Below are 2,384 nucleotides of genomic sequence, written 5' to 3'. Positions count from 1 at the left end.
TTGGCTTGGTTGAAAATTTTGAAGCTACAATGTCATGCTTTTCTTCCATAAAGAAGACCTCCTTACTGATGATTTCAATATAGGAGCTCCTGCTGACAATTTATAGACGTGTCGTTATGGTGTGCTTACGTCTAGGCGCGGTCGACCAATCCCCCTATACTGAAGACATAAGATTCAGTACAGGAGGATTTCTTTATGGAAGAGAAGCATGATATTGTAGCACCCGTTTTCAAAGCCAAAGGTAAGCCAGTTAGTAAGGCTAAAATTTCACCGCGGCCAGTCGTTAAAATGAAGGCTGGAACTATCCAATTAACAATTTTCAAAGGCACCAATCCCAGCCCATGCTGAAATGATGGGTAATATCAGAACAATTCCTGAATATCCGAACCAAGTTGTTTACGATATTCTTGAGGGAATTATTAATGAATTGAACCAAAAAGATGGTTATAAGCTCAGCATTGAGTACAGTTATCCAGAAGAAGCAATGCCTGGTGACAAGAATGCTCCGTTAATTAAGTTAATCCAGAAGGTTCATGACAGTATTTTTGATGACAAAATTGAGCCTGTTGGTTGTGCTGGAGCTAGTGACGGGTCTGAATTTCTTCATGCTAAAGGTAACTTTAGTATTGCTCTAGTAGGCCCAGGTAATGAAACTTCTCACCAAACTAATGAAAATATTGACCTTGATGTTTTCCATAAATCCTGTGATTTCTACTACAAACTTGCCCAAGAGTTTTTTAAATAAATGAGGTGAGCATCATGAATGATTTGGAAACAAAGAAAACTAGAAAGTTACATATGCCATCAGCGTTTACAATCTTAATGTTCTTGATTGTAATTGTTGCGATCCTCACTTGGATCATCCCCGCTGGTAAGTATGAAACTAATTCAGCTGGAAATGTTATTAGCGGAACCTACCATACAATTGTTCCTCATCCCCAAGGCATTTGGGATGTCCTAATGGCGCCAATTTATGGAATGATCGGTAATAAACTAACTGAAGGATCCATTCAAATTGCTTTGTTCATTCTAGTGATTGGTGGATTCTTAGGAGTAGTTAACAAAACCGGTGCACTTGATGACGGCATTAGTGCAATCGTTAACAGCTCTAAGGGTCACGAAAAAAGATTGATTGTAATTTTAATGATTCTCTTCTCCCTTGGTGGTTCTACATATGGTATGGGAGAGGAAACATTAGCTTTCTTCCCGTTACTGATCCCAATTATGATGGGTGTTGGTTATGATTCATTAGTTGCCGTTGGAATCATTATGATTAGTACCAGGGTTGGTGATTTAGGTTCAACTGTTAACCCATTCTCTATTGGTGTTGCTTCAGGTATGGTGAAGATCTCACCAGGGGATGGAATAATTCCTCGGTTTATCCTTTGGGTCCTAGTTACCGCAGCCGCAATTGCTTTTGTTCTTTGGTATGCTGATCGGATTAAGAAAGATCCTACTAAGTCACTTGTTTATAAGAACCGTGATCGGGATATGAAGTTATTCCATGTTGAGGAACGGTCCGCAAAAGCTAAGCCATTAACCAAAGTACAAAAACGAGTTCTCTGGTTATTCTGTGCTACTTTCGTCATTATGATTATCGGATTAATTCCGTGGTCAAGTATTAATAGTAGTTGGACTTTCTTTGATAAGTTTGCTAAGTGGTTGATCAGCGTTCCATTTTTAGGTCAACTAATTGGGCAAGATATGACGCCATTAGGCAGTTGGTACTTCAACGAAATTACAATGTTATTCTTAACAATGTCAATTGTTATTATGTTTGCTTCCCACATGAAAGAGTCTGATTTTATTGATTCATTCATGAAAGGAATGAGTGATTTAATCTCAGTTGCAATGATCGTTGCTGTTGCGCGTGGTCTCCAAGTTATCATGAACAGCGGTATGATCACTGGTACCATCCTCCATTGGGGTGAAATGTCATTAAACGGTTTATCTAAGCCATTATTCGCTATTCTAGCTTTCTTATTCTTCCCATTATTGTCGTTCCTAATTCCGTCTAGTTCAGGATTAGCCGCCGCAACCATGGGAATTATGGGATCAATCGCTGTTCTGGCCCACGTTGATAAAAGTGTTATGATTACTGCTTACTCTGCTGCAACTGGTTGGGTAACCGGATTAACGCCAACAGGTGCTATTCTGATGGGTTCACTTGCCATTGCACATATAAATATCACAACATGGTGGCGCTGGATTGCTAAGCTTTGGATATTCCTATTTGTTTTAATTTGTATTTTCCTTGCCATTATTGCCACAATGTGGCAGATTGCAATAAATAACTTGAACAAATTTAGTGACGTAGATTAAGCAAGAAGATCTCAATTGGTGATCGCCAGTTCAAACATTTGAGTGGCCGTGAGTTCAAATAC

The 2,384-nt window shown here is 39.1% G+C and carries 3 protein-coding genes; all 3 read left to right on the top strand.

All coding sequences use genetic code 11. From position 1 onward, the window contains the following. Positions 1–195: 195 nt before the first annotated feature. From QOS01_RS10230 to QOS01_RS10220, 3 genes are read left to right on the top strand one after another with little or no spacing between them, the layout of a single operon-like run. Positions 196–348: a hypothetical protein gene (locus tag QOS01_RS10230; protein ID WP_283622253.1), complete on the top strand. Its 153-nt coding sequence runs from the start codon at positions 196–198 to the stop codon at positions 346–348. A gap of 1 nt (position 349) precedes the next feature. Further along, a complete protein-coding gene (locus QOS01_RS10225; protein WP_283622252.1) occupies positions 350–745 on the top strand; it encodes a M20/M25/M40 family metallo-hydrolase in 396 nt (131 codons plus the stop codon). Between the two features lie 14 nt (positions 746–759). Next, the gene (locus tag QOS01_RS10220; protein ID WP_283622251.1) at positions 760–2,322 is read left to right on the top strand and encodes a YfcC family protein; all 1,563 of its coding nucleotides are present in this window, start codon (positions 760–762) and stop codon (positions 2,320–2,322) included. Positions 2,323–2,384 lie beyond the last annotated feature (62 nt).

The organism is Limosilactobacillus avium, from assembly GCF_947381485.1.
GTDB lineage: Bacteria > Bacillota > Bacilli > Lactobacillales > Lactobacillaceae > Limosilactobacillus > Limosilactobacillus avium.
This window is presented reverse-complemented; position numbering and strand designations above follow the sequence as displayed.